Genomic DNA, 25765 nt, shown 5'->3' on the forward strand with positions numbered 1-25765 from the left:
GATGTTCCGTAGTCCCAAGCGCGACAGTGAGCAGGTCCATAGGGCATGAGGGTTATGGTTCCTCGGGACGGCCTGGAGCTTCTCCGGCAGTTCGGTGACGGACGCTGAGTCCTATTGATCCGAAACGCTTTGAGTTCGGGCTCGTTGATGGCGTGTGAGTGATCTGGTGGGGGATGCGCGGGCCGGGTCGCCGGACGCGCAGGAGGCCGTGCGGTTGCTGGCGGTGTCCGCGCTGGTGGAGGGCCGGGACCGGGTGGAGGTCGCTGCCCGCCGTTCGACCTGCCACCGGTGACGTGCTTGTTGAGATCCACCTGCCGCCTGAGGCGATCGTTCCTACCGCGCGGGGCTACCGGTACGTGAAGAACCGAGACGAGACGACCGTGCTGCCTCGTCCGGAGAAGGAGCGCAAGGAGATCTACGCCTCCGTCCTGGCACAAGTCGCTCTGAGGACAGTGCACGAGGTCCTGACGAGCGATCCGGACCGGGTCGTCAATGGCGTGATCCTGAACCGCCATGTGAGAACCATCGACCGGGCCACCGGTCAGGAGGTCTCACCGTGTCTGGTGACGCTCAGCGCCAGCAGGGAGCAGTTCGGGAAGCTCCGTCTCAGTCAGGTTGATTCTGCGCAGTGCCTCAGGGGACTCAACGCGCTGGTGTCTCCCAACCCATACGATCTCGAACCGATCCGCCCCATCGTCGAGTTCGACCTGTCGAAGTACCGGCTCATGGACAGCATGGATGTTGTCGCCGGCCTGGACAGCAGGCCCGTACTGGTGAAGCTGACACCCACCGAATTCGAGCACCTGATTCGCCAACTGTTCGAGGCGATTGGTATGGAAGCCTGGAACACCCAGGCGTCCAAAGACGAGGGCGTCGACGCGGTGGCCGTCAGCAAGGACCCCGTCTTCAACGGTGAATGCTTCATTCAGGCGAAGCGCTACAGCAAGCTCGTGGGCGTGGAGTCCGTCCAGGCGCTCGCCGGAGTGGTCGAGCACAAGCGTGCTGCCAAGGGGGTTCTGATCACCACATCGTGGTTCGGCAGGGCCAGCCACGACTTTGCCCCGCCAACATGGCCGACTCCAGCTCATCGAAGGGCCGGAACTGAAGTACCTGATCAAGGAACACCTTGGCAAGGATGTGATCCCGGGCCCGGTCCCGCCGAAGAGGCGCCCCTCGCGCTGAGACCGGCGGACCGCCCACACAGACCGAGGAGCTGGGCCGTCCCTGGGCCGTCCGAGGTCGCTCGACAGTGGCCAATGACGACCAACGACGACCACCAGGAGCACGAGCCCACCGCCCCTCACCAGCAATAACCCAGCTCCTCAAGATCCCCGGCAAGACCTGGGGCAAGAAGAAGTAGCCCCACAGGGCAAGGCCCGTGTCATCGGAAGAACCCGAGGCAGGGGCCTTGGTCGTCTCGTCGATCGGTCTGCTCGTCATGTTCGGCCGCCTCCGCGCGAAGGGCCCCCTCTCCCGGTGCTCCTCGGGAGAGGGGACCCTGCTGTCGCGTCGCTCGGTGTGGTTGGTGACGGTCTTGGTGCTGGTGTTGCCGATGCGTCAGCGGTGGTGTGCGTGGCGACGGTCGTCGCGGTCGCCGCGGCGGGTGTTGTCCCAGCCGACGCGGTCGACGATGCGGTGGTGGTCGTTGCGCAGGGTGGCCGTGTCGGCGTGGCGGTCCCAGATCGGGGTGCGGCGGTCCTGGTAGAGGTCGGTGCGGGTGTCACGGCCGTAGCCGGTGTGGACGCGGACCGTGGCGCGGCCGTCGAGGCGGTAGTGGTGGAACCGGTAGGTGTGGCCGTGCCTGTCGGACAGCGTCCAGCCGCTCAGGTTGACGTCGTGCCGGGTGTTGTTGGTGATCTCCACCCACTCCCTGTTCAGGACCCGGTTGGAGCGGTGGTCGCGGGCCTGGTGGTCGAGGTGCACGCCGCTGATCACGACGCTCTGGCGGTACGAGCGCGGGTGGTGGTCGGCCGCGGACGCCGGCAGCGCCGTCACTCCGATCAGCGCTGCGGCCGCGGCGGCGGCAGCGGTCAGGCGGCGGGCGGTCACAGAAACGGAAGCGGACACAGGCTCTCCTGCTGGGTGTGCGTAGGTCCGAGTGGCGGCCGGGGTGGACGCCATGCGCACAGCCTGTCCGTCCGGTGGACAAACCCGGGCGTTACACGCGCCGTGTTACCAATTGCGGACGGTTCCGTGACGTTCGTGGTTGTTGTTGTGTTGCGTGGTGAATGTCGGATTCATGGTCTCCGGCATGGCACAGGGCCCCGGCGCGGTGCCGGGACCCTGTGTCTGTGTTCCTACGACTGTGTCCGTCGGTCAGCCGCACTGGCAGGGGCCGCCGGACTGGCAGCCGCAGCCACAGCCCGAGCCGCAGCCGCAGGCCGCGAGCAGCGGCAGGCTCCTGGTCTCGGCGGGCTGCTCGGTGTCGCGGTCCTGTGTGGGGTCGGGCGCGATGCTGGGGGATTCGGCCATGGGTCCCTCCTCTAGGCAGATGCCTGTGCCCATTCCATGCCCGTTCCGCCGGGCGCATCAACGGCGCACAGGGGCTCGTACGCGCTCTGTCCCGGAGAGCTACGCGCCCTCCACCCCCGTCACCGGCTGGATGTCCGCCTGGAGGTCGTCGGCGTGTTCACCGGTGACCAGGTAGACGACGCGCTTGGCCACGGCCACCGCGTGGTCGGCGTAGCGCTCGTAGTAGCGGCCGAGGAGGGTGACGTCCACCGCCGTCTCGATGCCGTGCTTCCAGCGCTCGTCGATCAGGTGCTGGAAGAGGGTGCGGTGCAGCAGGTCCATCTCGTCGTCGTCCTGCTCCAGCTGGAGGGCCAGGTCGACGTCCTTGGTCACGATCACCTCGGCCGCCTTCGCCATCAGGCGCTGCGCGAGCTGGCCCATCTCCAGGATGGTGGCGTGCAGGTCGTGCGGGACCGCGCGCTGCGGGAAGCGCAGCCGGGCCAGCTTGGCGACGTGCTGGGCCAGGTCGCCCGAGCGTTCCAGGTCGGCGGACATGCGGAGCGAGGTGACGACGATCCGCAGATCCGTCGCCACCGGCTGCTGCCGGGCCAGCAGTGCTATGGCCCGGGCCTCCAGATCGTGCTGGAGGTCGTCGACCTTCTGGTCGGCCTCGATCACGCTCTCGGCCAGCTTCAGGTCGGAGTCGAGGATGGCGGTCGTGGCGCGTCCGATCGCCGACCCGACCAGCCGGGCCATCTCCACCAGACCGTCGCCGATCGAGTCCAGTTCCTCGTGGTACGCGTCCCGCATCTTCTGTTCCCTCTCGTGCGTCCTCGTCGGGGCTGCCTGACCCCCACGCTCCCACGGTCCGGCCTCTACGCGTCCGTTTTCGTCACCCCAAATGAACCAATACTGGCCCCAAGGTGAACTCTGGGCGACGAGTGTTCGAGGTCGCACTCTGACGGCTGTGGGCATGTCGTACGCCGTGCCTAACCTTGAGGCATGGACGTGAACGCGGCGGTCGCCGCAGCGGCAGCGATCGCCGGAGTGCTCACCGGTGTCATCGCCATGCTGGCGTTCCGCTTCAGTGAACGAGAGCAGAAGCGTCCGACGCGCACCTCGCTGCACACCGACCCGGTGCTCCCGCCCGGCGTGGACACCGTCCTGTCGGTGCTGCGCTCCTCGGCCGTGGTCCTCGACGAGGCCGACGCCGTCGTCAAGGCCAGCTCCGCCGCTTACGCCCTCGGGCTCGTGCGCGGCGGCAAGCTCTCCGTCGAGCCCATGCTCCAGATGACCCGGGACACCCGGCGGGACGGGGAGATACGGCAGGTCGAGCTGGACCTGCCCCGGCGTGGCACCGGGCGCGGCGAGGCCCTCGCCGTCTCCGCGCGGGTCGCCCCGCTCGGGTCGCGGCTGGTGCTGCTGCTGGTCGAGGACCTGACCGAGGCCCGCCGCATCGAGGCCGTACGGCGCGACTTCGTCGCCAATGTGAGCCACGAGCTGAAGACGCCCGTCGGCGCGCTCTCCCTGCTCTCCGAGGCCGTCATGGACGCCGCCGACGACCCCGAGGCCGTGCAGCGCTTCGCCGGACGCATGCAGATCGAGGCGACCCGGCTCACCAACCTGGTGCAGGAGCTCATCGATCTCTCGCGGGTGCAGAACGACGACCCGCTGGAGGACGCCGAGCCCGTCCGCGTCGACGAACTCGTCGCCGAGGCCATCGACCGCTGCCGCCACCAGGCCGGCACCAAGCAGATCACCATGGCCGCCGGAGGCACCGCGGACCTGCGGGTGTGGGGCAACCGAGGCCAGCTCGCCGCCGCGCTCGGCAACCTCGTCGAGAACGCCGTCAACTACTCCCCGTCCCGTACCCGCGTCGGCATCGCCGCGCGCCGGATCACCGCGCCGGGCGGAGACCTCATCGAGGTCGCCGTCACCGACCAGGGCATCGGCATCTCCGACAAAGACAAGGAGCGCATCTTCGAGCGCTTCTACCGCGTCGACCCGGCCCGCTCACGTGCCACCGGCGGCACCGGTCTGGGTCTCGCGATCGTGAAGCACGTGGTCGCCTCGCACGGCGGGGAGGTCACGGTGTGGAGCGCCGAGGGACAGGGCTCCACCTTCACCCTGCGGCTGCCGGAGGCGGCGGCGGGCCGGGAGGCCCGCGACCGCGAGCGTGCCCAGCAGCACCACGACCCCGGCTTCGACGACGAGGCCGGGCACTCCGGCGCGCAGTACCGCGCGGAGTCATCACCGTCAACACCGTACGAACCGCTTCCCGCCCCGGAGGTCCTTCCGTGACCCGTGTGCTCGTCGTCGAGGACGAGGAGTCCTTCTCCGACGCCCTGTCGTACATGCTCCGCAAGGAGGGCTTCGAGGTCGCCGTCGCGGCCACCGGGCCCGACGGACTCGACGAGTTCGAGCGCAACGGCGCCGACCTCGTCCTCCTCGACCTGATGCTGCCGGGGCTGCCCGGTACGGAGGTGTGCCGCCAGCTGCGCGGCCGCTCCAACGTCCCCGTGATCATGGTGACCGCGAAGGACAGCGAGATCGACAAGGTCGTCGGCCTGGAGATAGGGGCCGACGACTACGTGACCAAGCCCTTCTCCTCCCGTGAGCTGGTCGCCCGTATCCGCGCGGTGCTGCGCCGGCGCGGCGAGCCGGAGGAGGTCGCCCCGGCGGCCCTGGAGGCCGGCCCGGTCCGCATGGACGTCGACCGTCACGTCGTCACGGTCTCCGGCTCCAAGGTCGACCTGCCGCTGAAGGAGTTCGACCTCCTGGAGATGCTGCTGCGCAACGCCGGCCGCGTGCTGACCCGCATGCAGCTCATCGACCGCGTCTGGGGCGCCGACTACGTCGGCGACACCAAGACCCTTGACGTCCACGTCAAGCGTCTGCGCGCCAAGATCGAGCCGGACCCGGGTGCGCCGCGTTACCTGGTGACGGTCCGCGGGCTGGGCTACAAGTTCGAGCCGTGATCGGGCCTGGCGTCGGGGAGGCTCGCCTTCGGCCGGACGGAGTCCGGGGCAGCGCTGCGATGCCCGCGTGGCGGTGCGAGGGGTGCGTGGGGGAGGGGTCCCTCGGCGTCCACGTCAAGCGTCTGCGCGCCAAGATCGAGCCGGACCCGGGTGCGCCGTGTACGCGTGCCTTCGCCGCACGCGCCGCTACGGCGAAGGACGGCACCCTCTCTCGTGAGGGTGCCGTCCTTCGGTGTGTCCGGGACGGGGTGGCCGGCCGGTGTCAGTGGCCGGCGGCCGACTGGGACGCCGAGTCGCTCGGGCTCGCCGTCGTGCCGCTGCCCGACTCCGCCGAGCTCGACGCCGTGGCCGAACCGCTCGGCGTCTCCGACGGCGTCTTCGACTGCTCGGGCTTGCCGGAGGCGCCGGCGGAGGTGGTCGCGGTCGCGTCGGCCGGGGCGCCCGGAACCGCCGGGATGTTGCTCGGGCCCCACTTGTCGAAGTAGCTCTCGGCCGGGACGACGAAGGCGCGCAGGCTGACGTCACCGGCCTTGCTGAAGCTGAACGTGATCTTCTGGGCGTTGCCGTCCTGCACGGACGAGCCGAGGTTGGACAGCGCGGCGGAGGCGTTGCCCTTGCCGCCGAGCACCACCGAGCCGCGGGCCGGGATCGTCAGCTTGCCCTTGCCCGAGGCGGGCGTGATCTGGGCGGTGCCGTCGCCGTCGACGCGGACGGCGTCCAGCGTCTGAGGGTTGCTTCCGTTGTTGAAGAGGGTCACCGAGACGACGGCCGGGCCCTTGGTCTGGGTGCCGGGCTGGGTGATGATCACCGCGTTCTGCACCTTGATGTCGCCGACCGTGGTCGCCGCGTTGTCCGGCTTGACTTCGAGCGTCTGGGCATCGTTGCCGGCGCCGCATGCGGCGAGCGAGGCGATCGAGAACGCGATGGCGGCGGCGGCGAGGGCGCCGCGTCGAAGGCTGCTGCTCACGGCGGCGGCAACTCCTTGAACGTGGGCGGTACAGAGCGGCCCCCTTATAAAGCCGCCCTAAGCGTCTGTCAGCGGCCTTAGGTTACCGAGCCGTTCCCACGGCCCTGCACCCGACCCGCCCCTCAGCGCCGCCGGGCACCCGGACACCGCTCCCACGCGCGGAGGGGGAGCGCTCTCAATGCGCCTCCCCTCGTGCCTCTCAGTGCCTCTCCGCCCGCATTGGCCGCATGGTCGTCCGCCATTCACGTAAGCGTCCCCCTGCATACCTGCGGGCTTACCCGTCGGCTTACCCCGTGGCATAGCCGCCGTGATCCGCGCTCGTCCGCTCCCCCCGCATTTCCGGCAAAGGAAGACGAAGGAAGGCGGATGGAAGGGCGAAGGAAGGCGGATGGAAGGCCGAAGGAAGGCGGATGGAAGGCCGAAGGAATGCGGGGCCGGCGCGGAATTGATCACCACCGGCCCGGCAGGCCGTTCCGGCGCGACCGTGATCAATTCCGGATTCGTCCCGGAGCCGCCCCCGCTCACCGAACGGAGTAGCGGAAGTCGAGCACATGGAACCGGACAAAACGGGACGTTCAGCCGTTTGGGTGGGGCGCCCGGATGTGTGTAACGTACGCGTTTCACCCCGTGCGGAGAGCCCCTCCGACCTGCGAATACCTGCTTCCCCTTGGCCCGCCGGACCCTTCCGAAGCACGTCCCGGTTGCTGTTGTCAAGCCCCGAGATATGCCCTGACCTGCGAAAACGCCATTCAGAAGACGCCGTATCCGTGTTACCCTGGATAGCCACGGAAGGGGTACCTGTCACATGACGTTCAAGGTTGGCGACACCGTGGTCTATCCCCATCACGGGGCCGCGCTGATCGAGGCCATCGAAACTCGCCAGATCAAAGGCGTGGACAAGACCTACTTGGTGCTGAAGGTCGCCCAGGGTGACCTGACGGTGCGTGTGCCAGCGGACAATGCGGAGTTCGTCGGCGTGCGTGATGTGGTCGGTCAGGACGGGCTGGACCGGGTCTTCGAGGTGCTGCGCGCGCCATACGCCGAGGAGCCCACGAACTGGTCGCGTCGATACAAGGCAAATCTGGAGAAGCTCGCCTCCGGCGATGTCATCAAGGTCGCGGAAGTCGTGCGTGACCTGTGGCGTCGCGAGCGCGAGCGCGGACTCTCCGCCGGAGAGAAGCGCATGCTCGCCAAGGCCCGCCAGATCCTGGTGAGCGAGCTCGCCCTCGCGGAGAACACGAACGAGGACAAGGCCGAGGCCCTGCTCGACGAGGTCCTCGCGTCCTGACGCGAGGCGACGACGACAACTCGCCTCTCAAGCCCACTCAGCACACCGAACATGCCGCGGTGCCCGATGACACGATTTCAGTCGCCGGGCGCTGCGGCATGTTCGTGCTCGGCATGTTCGTGCCCGCGTGACCGCGGCATCGGCCGGCGGAATCGGCTGTACGCATACGCGGCCGGCTGTTCGACCCACGCGCGTGACGTCCATGCCGTACGGCGGGGGAGAGTCCCCCGATACTGTGTGCCGGGCCCGGGCAGTCGGCTCGACCGAGGTCACGGAAGGGTCCGGTCGAGGCGTCGCGCCCGGCACGGTGTGGCCATACCCATGCCAGGCCGGCCAACAAACCTGACAGGAACCGATGTCTGACGATTCGCGCCCTTCGCCCCCGGGTGGCCAGCCCGGGACCTCCGTCGCCGCCGTGATCCCGGCCGCCGGCCGGGGCGTACGCCTCGGCCCGGGCGCCCCCAAGGCGCTGCGCACGCTGGGCGGCACCCCCATGCTCGTCCACGCGGTGCGCGCCATGGCCGCCTCCCGCGCCGTCTCCCTGGTCGTCGTCGTCGCCCCGCCCGACGGTGCCGCCGAGGTCAAGTCGCTGCTCGACGCGCACGCGCTGCCCGGGGGCACCCCCGGCGGCAGCTGGGGGAGGACCGACTTCCTGGTCGTGCCCGGCGGGGAGTCCCGCCAGGAGTCCGTCCGGCTCGGCCTGGAGGCGGTGCCGCCCGGTCACGACATCGTCCTCGTGCACGACGCCGCCCGCCCGCTGGTCCCGGTGGACACCGTCGACGCGGTCATCGAGGCCGTACGGGAGGGGGCACCCGCCGTCGTACCGGCGCTGCCGCTCGCGGACACCGTCAAGCAGGTGGAGCCGGCCGCGGCGCCGGGCGAGCCCGAACCGGTGGTCGCCACGCCCGACCGCGCCCTGCTGCGCGCCGTGCAGACCCCGCAGGGCTTCGACCGGGCCACGCTGGTGCGCGCCCACGCGACGGTCACCGACAACGTCACCGACGACGCCGGCATGGTCGAACAGCTCGGCGAGCGGGTCGTGGCCGTGCCCGGCCACGAGGAGGCCTTCAAGGTCACCCGCCCGCTGGACCTGGTCCTCGCCGAGGCGGTGCTCGCCCGCAGGAGGCTCAACGATGGCTACTGACACCCCCGGGACGCAGCCGGTGGAGCCGGTGGAGCCGCTGCTGCCCCAGGTCGGCATCGGCACCGACATCCACGCCTTCGAGGACGGCCGCGACCTGTGGTGCGCGGGCCTGAAGTGGGAGGGCGAGGGACCGGGCCTGGCCGGGCACTCCGACGCCGACGTCGTCGCGCACGCCGCGTGCAACGCGCTGTTCTCGGCCGCCGGGCTGGGCGACCTCGGTCAGCACTTCGGCACCGGGCGCCCCGAGTGGTCCGGCGCGTCCGGCGTCACGCTGCTGACGGAGGCCGCGCGGATCGTGCGCGAGGCGGGCTTCCGGATCGGGAACGTCGCCGTGCAGGTCGTCGGCCCCCGCCCGAAGATCGGCAAGCGGCGCGACGAGGCCCAGAAGATCCTCTCCGAGGCGGCCGGCGCGCCGGTGTCCGTCTCCGGCGCCACCACGGACGGGCTCGGCTTCCCCGGCCGGGGCGAGGGTCTGATGGCGGTGGCCACGGCCCTCGTGGTGCGGGTGAGCTGACGGCGTGCGAGGGTACCCGCAGAGTCACACCGACGACACTGACCGAGGTCACGGAGGTACCCCATGCCCGCCGCCCTGTCCGACCGGCTCAAGTCACTGCTCGACGGTCCCGTCTTCATCGTCCTCGGCACCATCCAGCCCGACGGCAGCCTGCAGCTGTCCCCGGTGTGGGTGAAGCGGGACGGCGAGGACCTCCTCGTCTCCACCACCGTCGACCGCCGCAAGAAGAAGAACCTCGACCGGGACCCGCGCGTCAGCATCGTCGTCCAGGACCCCCGGTCGCCCTACGAGTACGCCGAGATCCGCGGCACCGCCGAGCTGACCACGGAGGGCGGCCAGGACCTCATCGACGAGCTGAGCCTGAAGTACACCGGCAAGAAGTACGCCGAGTTCAACCCGGCGTCCTCCCAGGACGCGGAGCGGGTGATCGTCCGGGTCTCACCGCGCAAGGTGGTCGGGAGCCTGTGACGCCCCCCGCCGGAGTGGGTGACTGACGTCCTTCGCCGGGGCCGGTCACGGACGCCCCTTCGCCGGGGCGGGTCACAAAAGCGTGGGCTTGTGGGCAAGGGGGCGCGAGGCACTGCCCCCGGCCCACTACTCTGGAGTGGTGACTATTCGCCTGTACGACACCAGCGCCCGGCAGATCCGTGACTTCACCCCGATCAAGCCGGGTTGCGTCTCGATCTACCTGTGTGGCGCCACCGTGCAGGCGGCCCCGCACATCGGGCACATCCGGTCGGGACTGAACTTCGACATCATGCGCCGCTGGTTCGCCTACCGCGGCTACGACGTCACGCTGATCCGCAACGTCACCGACATCGACGACAAGATCATCAACAAGGCCGCCGAGCAGGGCCGCCCCTGGTGGTCCATCGGCTACGACAACGAGCGCGCCTTCGACGACGGCTACACCGCGCTCGGCTGCCTGCCCCCCGCCTACGAGCCCCGCGCCACCGGTCACATCCCCGAGATGATCGAGATGATGCGCGCCCTCATCGAGCGCGGGCACGCCTACGAGGCCGACGGCAGCGTCTACTTCGACGTCCGCTCCTGGCCCTCCTACCTGGAGCTGTCCAAGCAGGACCTGGACGAGCTGCGGCAGCCCCCCGAGGAGGGCATCACCGGCAAGCGCGACTCGCGCGACTTCGCCATGTGGAAGGCCGCCAAGCCCGGCGAGCCCGACTGGGAGACGCCGTGGGGACGCGGGCGCCCCGGCTGGCACCTGGAGTGCTCGGCCATGGCGCACAAGTACCTCGGCTCCGCCTTCGACATCCACGGCGGCGGCCTGGACCTGGTCTTCCCGCACCACGAGAACGAGATCGCCCAGGCCAAGGCCTACGGCGACGACTTCGCCCGGTACTGGGTGCACAACGCCTGGGTCACCATGAGCGGCGAGAAGATGTCCAAGTCGCTGGGCAACTCGGTGCTCGTCTCCGAGATGGTCAAGCAGTGGCGGCCCATCGTGCTCAGGTACTACCTCGGCACGCCCCACTACCGCTCGACCATCGAGTACAGCGAGGACGCGCTGCGCGAGGCCGAGTCCGCGTTCGCCCGGATCGAGGGCTTCATCCAGCGCGTGGTGGAGAAGGCCGGCCCGGTGGAGCCGTCCGCGCAGGTGCCGCCCGCCTTCGCCGAGGCGATGGACGACGACCTGGGCGTGCCGCAGGCGCTCGCGGTCGTCCACACCACCGTCCGGCAGGGCAACAGCGCGCTGGCCGCCGACGACAAGGAGGCCGCCGTGGCCCGGCTCGCCGAGGTGCGGGCCATGCTCGGCGTCCTCGGCCTCGACCCGCTCGACGAGCACTGGGCCGGCGAGGACGGCGACCGCGGCGAGGACCTGCACGGGGTGGTCGACTCCCTGGTCCGCATGGTGCTGGACCAGCGCGAGGCCGCCCGCGCCCGCAAGGACTGGGCGACGGCGGACGCCATCCGCGACCAGCTCAACCAGTCCGGACTGGTCATCGAGGACAGCCCGCAGGGCCCCCGCTGGAGCCTCGGCCCCCGCTGAGCCGGCCGGAGGCCGGTGTGGGGCACCGGCGAAGAGCCGGGGAAGACCGACTGTGCCGCCCGGCCGTCCGGGCGGCACACTTCATAGACGTACGTACGCAAGTTCGACAAGTTCGAAGAGACAGGTAGGTCATGGCCGCGAACAACCGCCGCATGTCCGGCAAGAAGGGCGCGCAGGTCGGCAGCGGCGGCAAGCGGCGCCGGGGCCTGGAGGGCAAGGGCCCCACGCCCCCCGCCGAGATGCGCAAGGGACACGCCAAGCAGCGCGCCGCGCAGTCGAAGGCCCGCCGCACCCAGGGGCGCCCGCAGCGCCGCGGTGCGGGCAAGTCGTCCGCCGAGCTGGTCGTCGGCCGCAACCCGGTCGTCGAGGCGCTGCGCGAGGGCGTGCCCGCCACCACGCTGTACGTCCAGCAGTTCATCGACAACGACGAGCGGGTCCGCGAGGCGCTGCAGCTCGCGGCCGAGCGCGGCGGCATCAACCTCATGGAGGCGCCGCGTCCCGAGCTGGACCGGATGACGAACGGGCTCAACCACCAGGGCCTGGTCCTCCAGGTCCCGCCGTACGACTACGCCCACCCCGAGGACCTGGCCGACGCCGCCGCCGACGCGGGCGAGGACCCGCTGATCGTCGCGCTCGACGGGGTGACCGACCCGCGCAACCTCGGCGCGGTCGTCCGCTCGGTCTCCGCCTTCGGCGGGCACGGCGTGGTCGTCCCGGAGCGGCGCGCGGCCGGCATGACCGCGGGCGCCTGGAAGACCTCCGCCGGTACGGCCGCCCGTACGCCCGTGGCCCGCGCCACCAACCTCACGCGCGCCCTGGAGGCGTACAAGAAGGCGGGCGTCACGGTCGTCGGCCTGGCCGCGGACGGCGAGGCCGAACTGGGCGACCTGGACGCCCTGGAGGGCCCGGTCGTCATCGTCGTCGGCAGCGAGGGCAAGGGCCTGTCCCGGCTCGTCGGCGAGACCTGCGACGTCCGGGTGCGGATCCCGATGCCGGGCGGGGCGGAGTCGCTGAACGCCGGTGTCGCGGCCGGGATCGTGCTCTACGAGGCGGCGCGCCGGCGCGGCTGAGCGAGGGCCGGCCTCCGGCCGGCAGCGGGCTCGAACAAAAGTCCGCGTGTTCACCCGCACGGGTAAAACCGGGCGTTCGGTGCAACCTTGACGCGGCCCGGACAGATCCGACGGGTCAAGGCAGTGTCCTAACTCCTCGTCACTCGGTTAGATGAGTGTGGACACCAGAACACCCCGCACACCCACGGGGGACCGCTCGTCGGGATACGACGACGCTCCCGCGCTGAGCATGGTGAAGGTGCCGAGCGATCCGGCGCAGGTCATCGTCACTCACGCGAGCTTCCGCGTGCAGTTGGGCGCCGCTTCGCGGCGCACCCGGTCCCTGCGGATCGCCCCGCACCTGAGCGCCACCGACAACACCGCCCGTATGCCGGTCGTCGGCGCGGCGGGCCGGGCCCAGGGTGCGCCGCACCGCCGCCCGGTCGTCTGGAGCGGCAAGTCCGCCCCCGACGACACCGGCGCCCACCGGCTGCTCCAGGCCGTGCGCAGCGGCAGCGTGCGGCACGCCGAGGAGCGCTCCGCCGACCCCGGGGCCACACAGGTCATCCCGCGCATCGGCGCACCCGGCCACGGCCCGGGCGCCGCCGCCTACGACGACCTCGACCGGACGGTGGAGACCCCCGTCGTCGGCGCCCAGCGCGGCCCGGAACCCGGCGGGACCCGGCTGCTGCCGCACATGCGGCCCGCAGGCGGCGGGTACGAGGAGCCCGCGTACGGCGAAGCGGCGTACGGCCGCACCGGGTACGCGGAGCCGGGCACCGGCACACCGCCCCACGACCACTCCGCCTACGCCCGGCCGCCGTACGGCCAACCGCCCTACGGCCCCGACGACTTCGCGGACGACGACCCGGACGCCGGCTTCGCGGAGGACGGCCTCGCGGACTTCCGCCCCGGTGACCACGACGCCTACGACGACCACGAGGACCCGGCCGCCGGGGGCGAGCGCCGACACGGCAGACGGCACGGCGACGACCCGGCACGCCACGCCTACTACCCGGGCCGCCGGATGAACCTCGGCGTCGTCCTGCTCCCGCTGCGCATCTTCCTCGGCTTCGTCTCCGTCTACGCCGGCATGGGCAAGCTGTGCGACCCGCTCTACTTCGACGGCGGCAAACGCGGCTCCATGGTCAAGTGGCTCAACGCGCTGCACCCCTGGGACGTCGCCGAGCCGCTGCGCCAGTTCGCGCTCCAGCACCCGGTCGGCTCCGGCCTGGTCATCGCCTTCCTCCAGGTCATCGTCGGCGTCCTGACGGTCCTGGGCTGCTGGCAGCGGGTCGCCGCGGTGGTCGGGGCACTGCTCTCGGCCGCGCTGATCGTCACGGTCAGCTGGCGGACCGTACCCGTCTACGACGCCCCGGACATCATCTACCTCGCCGCCTGGTCCCCGCTGATCATCGCCGGCGCCCCTGTGTACTCCATCGACGGCCGGCTCGCCGCCTCCGCCTGGCGGCGACTCGGCCCGCGCTCCGACATCTGGGCGCTGCGCCGGTTCGTGCTGCGCCGCGGCGCCCTGCTCACGGTGCTCGTCACCGGCCTCACCCTGCTCGTCGGCTCGCTGCTCGGCGGCGCGGTGCGCGACGCCGACCGTGTGGTCGTGCCCGGGCCCGGGGAGGCCCCGCGCAACGAACTGCCCGGCTCGCCGCTCCCCGACCGGTCCGGCGACCGGCAGGGGAACGAGAAGTCCCCGTCGGCCTCGACCTCGCCGAGCCACCGGGGCGCGTCGGCGGGCCCCTCCGGCAGCCCCGCGACGACACCGGGCAGGACCCGGGAGAGCGGTACCGCCACCGGCGGCTCCCCCAGCCAGACCCAGGGCACCGGGCAGGTGCCGCCGCGCCACTCCTCCCCGGTGCAGCAGGCGCCCAGCACCAGCGCGGGCCCGACCTCCGGGGGCACCGCGACCGGCGGCGCGGGATCGGCCGGCGGCTCCGGCTCGGGCGGCTCCGACGGCGGCGGCTCCTCCTCCGGGCAGCCGGGCCTGGTGGGCGGCCTGCTGGGCTGACCCGCGCCCGGACGGACGAGGAGGGCCCCGCACCTGACGGCGGTGCGGGGCCCGCCTCGTGGCTCACGAGGTCACCGTCCCAGCGCGTCCAGCTCCTTCGCGGCCTCCGTCAGGTCCTTCGCGGTGTCGATGGCACGCCAGTAGGCGCCCTGCGGAATCGGGAAGCCGGCCAGCCGGCGCTCGCGGGCCAGCCGCGGGAACGTGGTGCGCTCGTGGTCGCCGCGCTCCGGGAGCAGTCCGGCGAACTCGGGGGAGAAGACGTAGACGCCCGCATTGACCTCGACGGTCGACGGCGGGGCCTCGATGAAGTCCGTGATGTGGCCGAAGCCGTCCGTCTGCACGGCGCCCCACGGAAGGCGCGGGCGGGCCAGCGCGAGGGTCGCGACCGCGTCCCGCTCGGTGTGGAAGTCCGCCATGTCCCGCAGCGAGAAACGGGTCCAGATGTCGCCGTTGGTGGCGTACCAGGGCCTGTCCGGGTGCGGCAGGTGAGCGGCCGCGAACCGCAGACCGCCGCCACGGCCGAGCGGCTCGGACTCCACGACGGTGGTCACGTTGACGGGCAGCGTCGCCGACTTCAGCCACTCCTGAAGAACCTCGGCGAGATGGCCGCAGGAGACCACCACGTCCGTGACGCCCTCCTCGGCGAGCCAGGCGAGCTGGTGGCCGATGATCGGGGTGCCCGTGCCGGGGATCTCGACCATCGGCTTGGGCCGGTCGTCGGTGTAGGGGCGCAGCCGGGACCCCTGGCCACCGGCCAGGACGACGGCTTGAGCGGGGCGGGACGCCGCATTCGGATGGGTCATGCCCGAACTGTACGTCCCACCCCACCGCGCCACGGACCGCCCCGGGACGGAGCGCAGACCGCCGGACGGGCCGAGGGGGAAGGGCCTCGGCCCGTCCGGGGAGCGAGGCGTCCCGTGCGCGGCGGGCCCACGGTGGGTGAGGACCGTACGGGCCCCTGGTGACCCCCTCGGGCATCACCCCGTCGGCAGACGAGGCCCGGACGGCCGGGCCCGGCGCGCAGCGAGGCCTTGAGCGACGCCTCACTCCAGGCTCTGCGAGGCCCTGCGGAGGCGAGCCGGCCCGGGCTCGCCCGGGCCGGGGCCCGGGCGGCGGGACCACCCGGGCCCCGGCCCGGTGCGACCACCCGGGGCCCGTGCGTCGGGACCGGCTGGGGTGGCTGAGGCGACTGGGGCTGCTGGGGCGGCGGAGCCGCCCCGTGCGGTCGCCCCGCGCGGTCGCGCCGGGCTCAGCTGTGGGCTGTCAGGACGCCGGAGGCGAAGGAGGTGTCGCAGACGGGGCGGGCGTAGGACTGGGCGCGGGACGGGCCGTAGATGCGAACCGCCGCGCGGCCGAGGGTGCGCGCGATCGAGGCGCAGTGCCGGGCCAGTGACGGGCGGCCGTTGACCGCCTCCTGGAGGTGGGTCAGCGCGACGCCCGGGTTCTTCTCCTGCAACTCGGTCAGCAGCTGGTCGCGCAGCACGTCCTGCGGGGCGCGGGCGTGGCCGGCGACATCGGCCGCGGACGCGTCGGACGCGGTGAGCACCGAGTTCGAGGGGTTCCCCGACCAGTTGACTCGGGTGACCGCGAGGGTCCCGGAGAGCACCAGGACGACGGGCAGGACGAGGGCGAGGGTGCGGCCGATCCGGCGGGCGGGGCCCCGGCCGCGTCGCGTGGGTTGGGTGGTGGAGTGCTTCACGCGAGGGAGCGTATCGCTCGGTAATGATTTGGCGACATTTAGTCACCTCTTCGGGGGACGGGGGCAGCCCTTTCTCCTGGTGACGTGTTGACGCACACTGCTCGAAATGTCCTGTGCGCCGGGGTATTTCGGGAACGACGAGAAGGGCCCCGCGGCAGGTCGCGGGGCCCTTCTCGGCAACAGTCGTCAACCCGGGTGAATCGCCCGGGGTTGTCCCGGGGTTTCAGCCGGAAGGAGGCAGCTTCGGCGGCGTCAGTCGGAGAGCCGCTCGCCCGTCGAGGTCGAGAACACGTGGGTCTCGCCCGGCCGCGGCACGACGTGCAGCGTGGAGCCCTTCTCCGGGACCGAACGGCTGCTGACGCGGACGACCAGGTCCTTGCGCTCGCCACCGACCTCGACGGTGCCGTAGACGTAGCCGTCGGCGCCGGTCTCCTCGACCACGTTCACGGAGACGGCGAGGCCGGCCGGGGCGTCCGCGCTGTCCTTCGACAGGGAGGCGGCGGCGCCGCCGTTCAGCTCGACCACGTCGAAGTGCTCGGGGCGCACACCCACGGTCACGGTGCGGTCACCCTTGTCGGCGGCGGCCTTGAGCGCGTCCCGGTTGACCGGCACCACGCTGTTGCCGAACTTCACACCGCCGTCGGTGATCGGCACCTCGATCAGGTTCATGGCGGGCGAGCCGATGAAGCCGGCGACGAAGAGGTTGGCCGGCTTGTCGTACATGTTGCGCGGCGAGTCGACCTGCTGGAGCAGACCGTCCTTGAGGACCGCCACCCGGTCGCCCATCGTCATGGCCTCGACCTGGTCGTGGGTGACGTAGACGGTGGTGATGCCGAGACGGCGCTGCAGCGAGGCGATCTGCGTACGGGTCGAGACGCGGAGCTTGGCGTCCAGGTTGGACAGCGGCTCGTCCATGAGGAACACCTGCGGCTCACGCACGATGGCGCGGCCCATGGCGACACGCTGGCGCTGACCACCGGAGAGCGCCTTGGGCTTGCGGTCCAGGTACTCCGTGAGGTCGAGGATCTTCGCGGCCTCCTCGACCTTCTGCCGGATCTCCGCCTTGTTGACGCCGGCGATCTTGAGCGCGAAGCCCATGTTGTCGGCGACCGTCATGTGCGGGTACAGCGCGTAGTTCTGGAACACCATGGCGATGTCCCGGTCCTTCGGCGGCAGGTGGGTGACGTCACGGTCACCGATCCGGATGGCGCCGCCGTTGACGTCCTCCAGGCCCGCGAGCATCCGTAGCGAGGTGGACTTTCCGCAACCGGACGGGCCGACCAGGACGAGGAACTCGCCGTCCGCGATGTCGATGTCGAGGCCGTCGACGGCGGGCTTGTCGGAACCCGGGTAGATCCGGGTCGCCTTGTCGAACGTGACAGTGGCCATGGTGAATGGGCCCCCTTCTACCGGCAGGAACGTGCCGGACGATCCGTTGTAGGAAGGTGGTGCCACTACGGGTGTTTCCGCGTGGTTCCGTTGTGGTGTAGTCCACACAGGTGAACTGGCACAGGACGGTACCTGGCGTTCACCTGGTCTGTCAGCACTTGAGGGCCTGTGAACTTCGCGGAAATTTTCGACGGGCCCGCACCGGTACGTGGGTACACTGCACAGGCACGCACGCGGTACGCGCGTGCAGGCCTCCTTAGCTCAGCTGGTCAGAGCACCGCTCTTGTAAAGCGAAGGTCGTCGGTTCGAATCCGACAGGGGGCTCTGGAAAACCCGCTCTGACTGGGCTTTCTCCCAGGCGAGACGTTCTGTTCGGCCTCGGACTCCTTCGGTCCGGGGCCGTTTGCGTGAGCGGTGCGTGAGTGGATGCGTCGCCATGGCCGGGCTGGGCTGCGGATTCCCCGGCATCATTCGGCATGTCTTCGGCGCCGGATTCCACGCTGTGCGCGGCCTCAGGTTCGGTCTCGGCCGTTTCGGCATCACCCGGCCGGCGGGCGCGCGGGACCAGGCGTGCGGCGGCCTCAGCGATCGCGCGGTCCGCCTCGGGCGGCAGGCTCGTGTACGTGTCCGCCGTGATGGCGATCGAGGAGTGGCCGAGCATCTCCTGGAAGTCCTTCAGGTCGGCCCCGGCCGCGTGGGCGAGCGTCGCCGCGCCGTGGCGGAGGTCGTGGAGCCGGATCGGAGGCAGGCCGATCTCCTCGTACAGCTCCGTGAAGCGGCGGGTGACGTTGGCGGGGTGGAGCATCTCGCCGTTCTCCTCGGTGAAGACACGGCCGGTCTCCACCCAGGCGCTGTCCCACTCCTCGCGGTCCTCGTCCTGCTGGACGCGGTGCCGCGTGAGGGCCTTGACCGTGTCGGAACGCCGAGGGGCGAGCCGCCGTCAAGGCCACCGAGCTGGACACGGCGCTGCTCTCGCTCGTCCTGGAGGGCCTGCGCGCCTCCCTGTAGCACCCACAGAACCCGCCCGGTGAACCGAAGGACATCAAAGAGGCGTGGCCGAAGTGTGCCGGACCGATCCCGTGCAGCCGCCAGGCGACGTCGGGTGAGCGCAGCACGGGGTCCGCACGTACATATTGATCCAGGAGCCGGAAACCCGGAGAGACGACGGTGGTGCGACGACACGTGAACGACGGCAGGCACACGCTCGGCTCGATCCTCGCGTTGATCGCCGTGCTTGTCGGCGTTCTCCTCGCAGGTGCGGCGCCCGCCTCGGCGCACGCGGTGCTGACCGGCAGCGACCCGCGCGACGGCACCGTGGTGAAAAGCGCGCCGAAACAGGTCACAGCGACGTTCGACGAGTCGGTCGCTCTCGTCGAGGACTCCATGCGAGTGCTCGATCCCGACGGCCGTCCGGTCACGGCGGGCGATCCCCACCATGCGGGTGGCAGGAGCAACACTGCCCAAGTGGCGCTGACGAGTGGTCTGGGACAGGGCACGTACACCGTGTCCTGGCGGGTGGTGTCGGCGGACACTCACGCCGTGTCGGGCGCCTTCACGTTCTCCGTCGGCGAACCGTCGGCGACCCGGGCCTCCGCCGCTGCCGCGCCTGCCGTGGATCCTGCTGTCGAGGCGTTGTACGGCGTCGGCCGTTACGTCGCCTACGGCGGTCTGGCGCTGCTGATCGGCATCGGTGTGTTCGTCATGGCCTGCTGGCCCACGGCCACGTCCGTGCGGGTGGTGCGCCGGCCGTTCCTGATCGGATGGTGGGCACTGCTGTTGTCCACGGTCGCGCTGGTGCTGTTGCGCGGGCCCTACGACGGTGACGACGGGCTCACCAGGGTCTTCGACCTGGGGTTGCTGCGGCGGACGGCGGAAAGTCGCCCGGGGATCGCCCTGTTGGCCCGCCTGGTTCTCGTCCTGGCGGTGGCCGCGCTGGTGCGCCACCGGCTGCCGGAGTCGAAGCCCACTCGGCGTGTCGTCGCAGCAGGCGGTGTGCTCTCCCTCGGCCTCGCGTCGACCTGGGCGGCAGCGGAGCACGCATCCGTCGGGATCCAGGTGCCCGTGGCCGTGACCTCGTCCGTACTGCATCTGCTGGCCATGGCCGTGTGGCTGGGCGGCCTGACGGCACTGCTGGTCGTGCTGTACCGGGCACCGGCCGAGGACCCGCTGCCGCCCGTCGCCGTCGCCCGCTTCTCCCGCATCGCCCTGACGGCGGTGGCCGTGCTGGCCGCAACCGGCGTGTACCAGTCGTGGCGTGGGCTGGGCTCCTGGGAGGCGTTCACCACCGTCTACGGCAGGATCCTGGCGTTCAAGGTCTGGGCCGTGATGCTGATGCTGCTGGCGGCGTCGTACTCCCGGCGCTGGACGGCCCGGCTGCTGCACGTGAAAGAGAAGGAACGGGTGCTGGTCGCGGCGGGCGGCGGCGGGACTCCTCTCCCCTCCCCGGCCGACGAGAGCGATACGACGGGGCCCGGTCCGCAGGCGCCCCGGCGCGGGCTGCGCCGCTCCGTGCTGGCCGAGGTGACGGTCGGCGTGGTGGTCCTCGTGCTCACTACCGGACTGACGGGCACCCAGACGGGCCGGGCCGCCGACGAGACCGCCACCACAGCGAGCAAGGTGCCCGGACAGCCCGACGTGAACCTGACCCTGATTCCGTACGACACCGGCAAGAGCACCCTCGCCGGACGCGGCAAGGTCCAGGTCACCCTCGAACCGGGCCGGGCCGGCCGGAACGTGGTCGAGGCGATCGTCTACGGAGCCGACGGCAGCCCCGTCGCCATCCCCGAACTGCGGCTCACCTTCACCGATGCCGACCGGGGGATCGGCCCGCTGGACGCACAACTCGCCGACGAACGTGGCTTTTGGGGCAGCGACACACTCAACCTCCCGGTCGCCGGGACCTGGACGATGAGGGCCACCGTCCGCGTCTCCGACATCGACCAGGTCACCGTGGAGAAGACCGTGACGATCGGGCGATGACCGCCGTGCGCCGCGAGTGGTCGTCGACGGTGCACAGGCGGTGACCGCTCCGGCTGCCTGCAAGACCCTGAGCCTGTCGGCGCCGGCCACGGACACCGGCGCGAGTACGGGCGGCACGATCCTGGGGCTCGGCCGCGGCGCGGCACTGGCCGTAGCAGCGGTTGCCGTCGTCGTGATCGTCGGCGGGGGCTTCCTCGCCGTACGTGTACGGCGCGGGGCACGGCCGACCGGCAGGAGGAGGGCAACCTGGTGAGACGGGAGCCGGTCTCGACACCCACGGCCGGCCGGACGCCGGATTGCTGTTCGTCGCCTGGCAGGCCGACCCCGCCTCCTTCATCAAGGTGCAGACCAAGCTCGACGGGGCCGACCACCTCACCCGCTTCATCCGCCACGAGTCCAGCGCCGTCTTCGCCGTCCCGGGCGGCGCCGCACCGGACCAGTACGTCGGCCAACACCTGCTGGAGGGATGACATGCACGGTATGGATCACACCGGCATGCGCATGCACATGAGCGGGCCGATGTGGATGCCCACCGCACCACCGACCCTGGAACGGCTACTGGCCTGGCATCCCCAGCCACTGCCGGTGGAACCTCTCGCCTGTCTGCTCGCCCTGGCCCTCTACGGTTCGGCCGTATGGCGACTGCGGCGCCGCGGTGACCGGTGGCCGCTCCACCGCACCCTGCTGTGGACGACCGGCGTGCTCACCGTCGCCGAAGTCACCTGCACCGGCGTGGGCGGCTACGGCATGGGCATGCTCAGCGTCCACATGGTGCAACACATGGTGCTCGCCATGCTCTCCCCGATCCTGCTCCTGCTCGGCGCCCCCGTCACCCTCGCCCTGCGGGCCCTGCCCACCGCCGGGCACGGCCGCACCGGCCCCCGGGAGGTACTCACCCGGCTCCTGCACAGCCGTCTGGCGCGGGTGGTCTCCTCCCCGCTGTTCACCCTGCCGCTGTTCATCGCCAGTCTCTACGGCCTGTACTCCACACCGCTGTTCGACCTCCTCATGAGCAGCTGGCTCGGCCACGAGTGGATGCTGGCCCACTTCCTGGTGACCGGCCTGCTGTTCTTCTGGCCCATCCTCGACCCCGCACCCCGCCGCCCCTCCCACCTGCTGCGGTTGCTGGAGCTGTTCATCGGCATGCCCTTCCACGCCTTCTTCGGCATCGCCGTGATGATGTCCAGCACCCTCATCGCCGGTTTCTTCGCCCTCCCCCCGGCCGCCTGGCACCTCAGCCCCCTCGCCGACCAGAACACCGGCGGCGGCATCGCCTGGGCCTTCAGCGAGATCCCCACCCTGCTCGTGCTGATGGCCCTGCTCGTCCAGTGGGCCGGCAGCGACCGCCGCACCGCCGCCCGCACCGACCGCCAGGCCGACCGCGACCACGACGCAGAACTCACCGCCTACAACGCCTACCTCACCCGCCTCGCCACCCGCGACAACTAATCCCCGAACGGCCAGGCCTGGCCACTGTCAGCGCCAACCGCCAGACCAGGCACAAGAAACAGATGGTCGTCGCCGAGTGAAAACGGAGAAGCGGGCGATGAGAATCGCCGACCGCATGGGGGACGCCGCGGTGGCCAGTCGCCGACTCAAACCGTCCACACGGTTCCCGGTCGCGGACAGCCGGGCCACGCGACAGGCTCGCATCCGAAGTGCCCCCAGTCGTGCGCCGACCAGCGTCTGCACCCGTCGCGCACTGGCCGGCCACCGTAGGCCGTCCAGTCGCGCCACCACCATCTGCGCGTCCGCTACGCCGTGCGGCCCAGGCGTCTGCCGATGGACACAGGTGCGTCCGGGGTGCCCACCGTCTTCTCCTCAGGCGGGTGCGGTCCGGCTGCTCGGCCGAACTGCTCACATCGCCAACACCATCGCGAGCATGCCGATGGCCAGCGACAGACGGCATGCCGTGCCAACCACCGGCGCCTGCCAGACGCTGGACGAAGCACGGACCGGCCCACCCGGCACCGACGACGTGGTGGCGCATTCGACGGCCGACGCGGGCGCGAGCCGAGTCCCGACCCGCATCACGTAGGGGACGTAGTAGCCCAGCAACGCCAGGTTCACCGGGGGCGGACCCATCGTGGCACGGCCGTGGTCCATGCCCGCCATCGCTCCGGTGGCGCCGCCGGCTGCGACCGCCATCAGAACCGCCATGTAGGCCATGGCCGCCGCATCGAGCGTGGGGCGCGCCGGTAGCGCCCGACCACCGCAGAGCATTCCCGGGCCGTGCGGCAGTGCCTGAGGTCAGCTGGCAGCGGGATAGGTCCGGACGGGAGTCGCTTCACAGTGTGGCGGGGAACCTGTGGGTGCCTGTGGGGTGCCATTCGAAGAGCAGGATGGTGGCGTCGTCTGTGAGGTGCTGCTGCTGGTGGTCGAGGATGGCGTGCACGAGACGGCGCAGGACTTCGAATGCGGGTTCGCCGGCTGCGGTGGCGCGGAGGATGAAGTCGACGAAGCGCTTTTCTCCGAAAGGTTCGCCGGCTGAAGACCGGGCGTCGACGACGCCGTCGGTGTAGCACAGAACGCGGTCTCCGGGTTCCAGCTGCATGGAGTGGACGCGCCGAGGAACGTCCGGATGCAGCGGGCCCCACCCGAGAGGCAGCTCGGCAGGGCTGTCAAAAGCAGCAGGGACGACCTCTTGGCGGCGGAGCAGGAGTGGCTGGGGGTGGCCGCAATTGGCCCAGCTGAGCTGTCCTGTAGTTCGCTGGACGTGCAGGAATACACCGGTTGCAAAGCGGTTGGGAAACGCCTCGTGTATTGATGCATCGATAGTGCCAATGATGCTGGAAAGTTCCGCACCACTACGGCGGGCGTTGCGGCAGGCGGCCAGTGCAACGGAGGAGGTCAGTCCTGCGTACAGGTCGTGCCCCATGGCATCGACGATCGCCGCATGCAGGACGTCGCCCTGCAGAGCATGGTCGAAGGCGTCACCCCCCAGGTTGTAGGCCGGTTCCAGGATGGCAGTGGAGGTGACATAAGGCGTGCCTATGCTCTTGGGCGGGAGGAAGGCCCAGACCATCTCCGCCGGCAGCTCCATCTGCTGCCTGCGCTGCAGATTGGCGTAGCCGTCGCTGTGAGTTCCCTTGCTGATCAGGACGAACGCGATAAGAGAGGCCAGGGCCCTGCAACGCTCCAGGACGTCAGCGTTGAGGTTCGCCACCTCCACACCCAGAACGCCGATTCGTTCGATGCCGTCGATCACGGGCAGCCACAGAGCCAGCTTGCCGTTGCCGCTCTCGGCGATACGCAGCGAGACGGTTCGGTACGCCCAGCCTCCCAAGCTGGAGTCGATGGGTAGCGGGGTGGTGTCTCCCCGGCTGCCCGGGAGAGCGATCAGGTACTCCTGCCGCAGGTCGGCGCAGTAGGCGGTCAGCCCAGTGATCCCCAGTGCCTCGTAGTGCCGCTGCAACAGTTCCGGTAGATCTTCGGGAGCCAGCTCATGAAAGGCTTGCACCAGCTCGCTCATGACCTTGTCGGTACTGGGGGCTTTGGGATCGGTCAAGGCCACTCACCTGCTGTCCTGCGCCGGCCTTTCGTGCGTGCCCCTTCCACCGTAGAAGACCACGATCGATCCTGCTCGGCGCCGCTCGGCTAAGCCCAGTGTGGCTCTCACCTGGTGACGTGGACGTGTGCGGCTCCATCGGCCAAGTCCGCTGGCCTGCCAGGTCGCCCTTCTCGTTCGGCCAGGTGGCCGCAACTCAAGGTGACAGCGGGTCTGATCGCGTTCGGCACGAAGACGTCGTGGCCTCGTCGAAGTCCGTCGCTCCCTCTGACCAGGGGCGTAGGTAGCGCGGCGAATGACGGTGGACGTTTCCGGAACAAGATCGGACAACTCGTAATGCGCACGCCTTGGGTCCCCATGAAGCCTGACGGCAGCCGTTGACGGCAACGCAACTGCACGTTGCCGTCCATCGAGACGCATCTCTGCACCTCGCAGGCCACGTCCGAGCTCCGAGGGCGTGGCCTGCGAGGTACAGGGAGGATCTTGTAAAGCGAAGGTCGTCGGTTCGAATCCGACAGGGGGCTCTGGAACATCGGCCCTGAACTGGGGCTTCTCCCGCCGCATGCGGTGCCGTGCGGAGGGGGGCTGAGTACGGGTGCTCATGCGCGTCGGCACCGGCCGCGGCACTCTGCGTCCATGACCGACACGCTTTCCGCCCCGGGGCGCCGGTGGCCCTGGTCGCGCAGGACACGCCTGGGGCTGGATCTCGGCCTCGCGATCCCGCTGTTCTTGTTGGAGACGGCGTGGCTGGTGCTGGACTGGATCTACGGCTTCGGCCTGGAGGTATGGGCAGCGCAGGGCGACCGGGCGCGGATCGACGCGGCCGGCCTCGCGCACATCGAGCGGGTGCGGACGCTGCTGATCGTCGTACTCGGGCTGGCGGCTCTCGCGGGAGTCTTCCGCGCCCGCTGGACGGTGATCGCGCATTTGCTGGTGGCCCTTCTGGCGGGCGGGGCGCTGACGGCCGCGCAGCAGGAGTGGGACCACAGCCACTCCCCCTCACCCGGTTGTGTCCGCTACAGCGCGAACTGCTGAGACAGCGGGGCGAGGGGCCTGTCACTCTTCGGTGCCCGTCGACCGCAGTACCAGACAGCTCCACCGGACGCCGGGGCGCCCGTGCAGGTCGGCGCGTTCGCCGAGGTGGGCCGTCCGGAGCCCGTGGGCGTTGCCGAACTCGGCTGTCTCGGAGGCGGAGACGTCGAACATGTGACGGCCCTCCGGCACGGGGCCGTGACGGAGGCTCACGAAAAAGAGGCCGCCGGGTATCACGAGAGCGGCGATCCTGGCCATCGCCCGGCGGCGTTCCTCGGCGTCCAGGTGCATCCACACGGCGGTGGCGAAGACCGCGTCGAACCGGCCCTGGTTCAGCACCAGCTCCGGAAGAGTGTCGTCGACCCAGTCGATGGTGCTGTCCGGATGAATCCGCTGTCCATGCTCCCGCAGTTCCGCAGTCGGCTCGACGGCGACGACGTGGTGTCCGCGGGCCGCCAACGCTGCGGCATCGCGCCCCGTTCCCGCGCCCACGTCCAGGATGCGGCCGGGCTCGGCAGGGACCAAGTGCAGCACGGCGCTGTGCACCGCCTCGAAGGTGACCTCCTCGTACTGAACGGCCAGCGCGTCCGCCGACTCCGCATAGCCGGCGGTTCCCCTGGCCGGACGGCGGTTCTCGGAGTTCGGGGTCACCTGATCGTCCATGGCCGAAGATTACCGGCGGGGGGCTCCCGGGCCGCCCGTGTGCTCTCCAAGTGCCGCAGGACCGCCGGGACGCGCC

General features: G+C 70.7%; 25 protein-coding genes, 1 tRNA gene and 2 pseudogenes. 17 read left to right on the top strand and 11 right to left on the bottom strand.

Annotated features, from left to right (window positions below; translation table 11 throughout):
• Positions 1-154 precede the first annotated feature (154 nt).
• Complete coding sequence (locus tag R2S09_RS16790; protein ID WP_316741811.1) at positions 155-292, top strand: hypothetical protein; 138 nt, start codon at positions 155-157, stop codon at positions 290-292.
• A 1-nt stretch (position 293) separates the two neighbouring features.
• The gene (locus R2S09_RS16795) at positions 294-1313 is read left to right on the top strand and encodes a restriction endonuclease (protein ID WP_316741813.1); all 1020 of its coding nucleotides are present in this window, start codon (positions 294-296) and stop codon (positions 1311-1313) included.
• Positions 1314-1557: 244 nt separating this feature from the next.
• Here the strand turns inward: R2S09_RS16795 and R2S09_RS16800 are convergent, their stop codons facing one another.
• The 3 genes from R2S09_RS16800 to phoU all read right to left on the bottom strand — a co-directional run bounded on the left by R2S09_RS16800 (position 1558) and on the right by phoU (position 3261).
• Positions 1558-2067 (bottom strand): lamin tail domain-containing protein, encoded by a 510-nt coding sequence (locus tag R2S09_RS16800; protein WP_316741815.1) that lies wholly within the window; start codon positions 2065-2067, stop codon positions 1558-1560.
• A 249-nt stretch (positions 2068-2316) separates the two neighbouring features.
• Positions 2317-2472, bottom strand: coding sequence for a hypothetical protein (locus tag R2S09_RS16805; RefSeq protein ID WP_306186799.1), 156 nt, complete (start codon positions 2470-2472; stop codon positions 2317-2319).
• A 99-nt stretch (positions 2473-2571) separates the two neighbouring features.
• Positions 2572-3261 carry a phosphate signaling complex protein PhoU gene (gene phoU, locus R2S09_RS16810; protein ID WP_306186798.1) on the bottom strand — a complete coding sequence of 230 codons (690 nt, stop codon included), beginning with the start codon at positions 3259-3261 and terminating at the stop codon, positions 2572-2574.
• Between the two features lie 192 nt (positions 3262-3453).
• Between phoU and R2S09_RS16815 the strand changes: the two genes are divergently transcribed.
• Entirely contained in the window at positions 3454-4752 is a 1299-nt protein-coding gene (locus R2S09_RS16815) for a cell wall metabolism sensor histidine kinase WalK (protein WP_306186797.1), read from the top strand.
• On the top strand, positions 4749-5429 hold the full coding sequence (locus R2S09_RS16820; protein WP_076087010.1) for a response regulator transcription factor: 681 nt from the start codon (positions 4749-4751) through the stop codon (positions 5427-5429). Before R2S09_RS16815 ends, R2S09_RS16820 begins: the two co-directional genes overlap by 4 nt.
• 262 nt (positions 5430-5691) lie before the next feature.
• Here R2S09_RS16820 and R2S09_RS16825 read toward each other — a convergent pair whose 3' ends face one another.
• Positions 5692-6396, bottom strand: a complete 705-nt coding sequence (locus tag R2S09_RS16825) for a DUF461 domain-containing protein (RefSeq protein WP_306186795.1) — start codon at positions 6394-6396, stop codon at positions 5692-5694.
• An 805-nt stretch (positions 6397-7201) separates the two neighbouring features.
• Here R2S09_RS16825 and R2S09_RS16830 point away from each other — a divergent pair.
• From R2S09_RS16830 to R2S09_RS16860, 7 genes are all read left to right on the top strand, one after another.
• Entirely contained in the window at positions 7202-7684 is a 483-nt protein-coding gene (locus R2S09_RS16830) for a CarD family transcriptional regulator (RefSeq protein WP_003953493.1), read from the top strand.
• A 355-nt stretch (positions 7685-8039) separates the two neighbouring features.
• Positions 8040-8828, top strand: coding sequence for a 2-C-methyl-D-erythritol 4-phosphate cytidylyltransferase (gene ispD, locus R2S09_RS16835; RefSeq protein ID WP_306186794.1), 789 nt, complete (start codon positions 8040-8042; stop codon positions 8826-8828).
• Complete coding sequence (gene ispF, locus R2S09_RS16840; RefSeq protein ID WP_306186793.1) at positions 8818-9342, top strand: 2-C-methyl-D-erythritol 2,4-cyclodiphosphate synthase; 525 nt, start codon at positions 8818-8820, stop codon at positions 9340-9342. Before ispD ends, ispF begins: the two co-directional genes overlap by 11 nt.
• A 63-nt stretch (positions 9343-9405) precedes the next feature.
• Positions 9406-9810 carry a PPOX class F420-dependent oxidoreductase gene (locus R2S09_RS16845; RefSeq protein WP_316741818.1) on the top strand — a complete coding sequence of 135 codons (405 nt, stop codon included), beginning with the start codon at positions 9406-9408 and terminating at the stop codon, positions 9808-9810.
• Positions 9811-9949: 139 nt separating this feature from the next.
• The gene (gene cysS / locus R2S09_RS16850) at positions 9950-11350 is read left to right on the top strand and encodes a cysteine--tRNA ligase (RefSeq protein WP_306186790.1); all 1401 of its coding nucleotides are present in this window, start codon (positions 9950-9952) and stop codon (positions 11348-11350) included.
• A gap of 131 nt (positions 11351-11481) precedes the next feature.
• Positions 11482-12420 carry a 23S rRNA (guanosine(2251)-2'-O)-methyltransferase RlmB gene (rlmB, locus tag R2S09_RS16855; protein ID WP_316741820.1) on the top strand — a complete coding sequence of 313 codons (939 nt, stop codon included), beginning with the start codon at positions 11482-11484 and terminating at the stop codon, positions 12418-12420.
• Positions 12421-12571: 151 nt separating this feature from the next.
• On the top strand, positions 12572-14419 hold the full coding sequence (locus tag R2S09_RS16860) for a DoxX family protein (protein ID WP_316741822.1): 1848 nt from the start codon (positions 12572-12574) through the stop codon (positions 14417-14419).
• A gap of 71 nt (positions 14420-14490) precedes the next feature.
• On the opposite strand, the gene R2S09_RS16865 is transcribed toward R2S09_RS16860, so the two are convergent.
• The 3 genes from R2S09_RS16865 to msiK all read right to left on the bottom strand — a co-directional run bounded on the left by R2S09_RS16865 (position 14491) and on the right by msiK (position 17507).
• Entirely contained in the window at positions 14491-15222 is a 732-nt protein-coding gene (locus tag R2S09_RS16865; protein WP_316741824.1) for a nucleotidyltransferase family protein, read from the bottom strand.
• A gap of 446 nt (positions 15223-15668) precedes the next feature.
• Positions 15669-16118 carry a hypothetical protein gene (locus R2S09_RS16870; RefSeq protein WP_189906003.1) on the bottom strand — a complete coding sequence of 150 codons (450 nt, stop codon included), beginning with the start codon at positions 16116-16118 and terminating at the stop codon, positions 15669-15671.
• Positions 16119-16370: 252 nt separating this feature from the next.
• Positions 16371-17507, bottom strand: a complete 1137-nt coding sequence (gene msiK, locus R2S09_RS16875; protein WP_306186781.1) for a diacetylchitobiose ABC transporter ATP-binding protein MsiK — start codon at positions 17505-17507, stop codon at positions 16371-16373.
• 250 nt (positions 17508-17757) lie between these two features.
• Between msiK and R2S09_RS16880 the strand changes: the two genes are divergently transcribed.
• Positions 17758-17831, top strand: a tRNA-Thr gene (locus R2S09_RS16880).
• Between the two features lie 301 nt (positions 17832-18132).
• Here R2S09_RS16880 and R2S09_RS16885 read toward each other — a convergent pair.
• A pseudogene (locus tag R2S09_RS16885) lies at positions 18133-18351 on the bottom strand (tyrosine-type recombinase/integrase); the annotation flags it as partial.
• Between the two features lie 338 nt (positions 18352-18689).
• On the opposite strand from R2S09_RS16885, the gene R2S09_RS16890 reads away from it, so the two are divergent.
• From R2S09_RS16890 to R2S09_RS16905, 4 genes and pseudogenes are all read left to right on the top strand, one after another.
• The gene (locus R2S09_RS16890) at positions 18690-20486 is read left to right on the top strand and encodes a copper resistance protein CopC (protein ID WP_316741828.1); all 1797 of its coding nucleotides are present in this window, start codon (positions 18690-18692) and stop codon (positions 20484-20486) included.
• 40 nt (positions 20487-20526) lie between these two features.
• Complete coding sequence (locus R2S09_RS16895) at positions 20527-20739, top strand: hypothetical protein (protein ID WP_316741946.1); 213 nt, start codon at positions 20527-20529, stop codon at positions 20737-20739.
• 10 nt (positions 20740-20749) lie between these two features.
• Positions 20750-20956 (top strand): annotated as a pseudogene (locus R2S09_RS16900) (deferrochelatase/peroxidase EfeB); the annotation flags it as partial.
• Between the two features lie 10 nt (positions 20957-20966).
• A complete protein-coding gene (locus tag R2S09_RS16905) occupies positions 20967-21935 on the top strand; it encodes a cytochrome c oxidase assembly protein (protein WP_316741935.1) in 969 nt (322 codons plus the stop codon).
• A 408-nt stretch (positions 21936-22343) separates the two neighbouring features.
• Here R2S09_RS16905 and R2S09_RS16910 read toward each other — a convergent pair whose 3' ends face one another.
• Positions 22344-22709, bottom strand: coding sequence for a DUF5134 domain-containing protein (locus R2S09_RS16910; RefSeq protein WP_316741829.1), 366 nt, complete (start codon positions 22707-22709; stop codon positions 22344-22346).
• 64 nt (positions 22710-22773) lie between these two features.
• A complete protein-coding gene (locus R2S09_RS16915; RefSeq protein WP_306186774.1) occupies positions 22774-23958 on the bottom strand; it encodes a PP2C family protein-serine/threonine phosphatase in 1185 nt (394 codons plus the stop codon).
• Positions 23959-24630: 672 nt separating this feature from the next.
• On the opposite strand from R2S09_RS16915, the gene R2S09_RS16920 reads away from it, so the two are divergent.
• Complete coding sequence (locus R2S09_RS16920; protein WP_316741830.1) at positions 24631-25029, top strand: DUF6234 family protein; 399 nt, start codon at positions 24631-24633, stop codon at positions 25027-25029.
• A gap of 21 nt (positions 25030-25050) precedes the next feature.
• Here R2S09_RS16920 and R2S09_RS16925 read toward each other — a convergent pair whose 3' ends face one another.
• Entirely contained in the window at positions 25051-25689 is a 639-nt protein-coding gene (locus tag R2S09_RS16925; RefSeq protein WP_316741831.1) for a class I SAM-dependent methyltransferase, read from the bottom strand.
• Positions 25690-25765: the final 76 nt, after the last annotated feature.

This window comes from Streptomyces sp. MK7 (assembly GCF_032658145.1).
Taxonomy (GTDB): domain Bacteria; phylum Actinomycetota; class Actinomycetes; order Streptomycetales; family Streptomycetaceae; genus Streptomyces; species Streptomyces spiralis.